Annotated in this window: 1 rRNA gene; it reads right to left on the reverse strand. The window is 49.9% G+C overall.

Annotated elements, in window-relative coordinates:
• Positions 1-239: 239 nt before the first annotated feature.
• Positions 240-351 (reverse strand): 5S ribosomal RNA (rrf, locus tag SJH88_RS19530).

Below are 351 nucleotides of genomic sequence, written 5' to 3' on the forward strand. Positions count from 1 at the left end.
GAACTTGGCAATTCGCCTTCAAACGCCCACGCTTATCGGCTGTATCTTTTTAAAGATGCAAACCTGAATCGCTTCAGATTTCTTGCTTCGCCGTGATCAGCGAAGCCTTGTATTGTAGCACCACTTTCGCAGTGCAAAAACGCTTTTAACGTTTTCTTTTCACCTCAACAGCGCTTTACAAGCACCTGAAGGGAAGAGAAAACGCCCAGTCGCTCGACTGGGCGTTTCTTGCTGTAAGAGCCTGGCGATGACCTACTTTCACACGGGAATCCGCACTATCATCGGCGCAAAGTCGTTTCACTGTCCTGTTCGGGATGGGAAGGAGTGGGGCCAACTTGCTATGGTCACCAG

Source organism: Comamonas sp. GCA5, assembly GCF_036541385.1.
Taxonomy (GTDB): Bacteria; Pseudomonadota; Gammaproteobacteria; order Burkholderiales; family Burkholderiaceae_C; genus Comamonas; species Comamonas aquatica.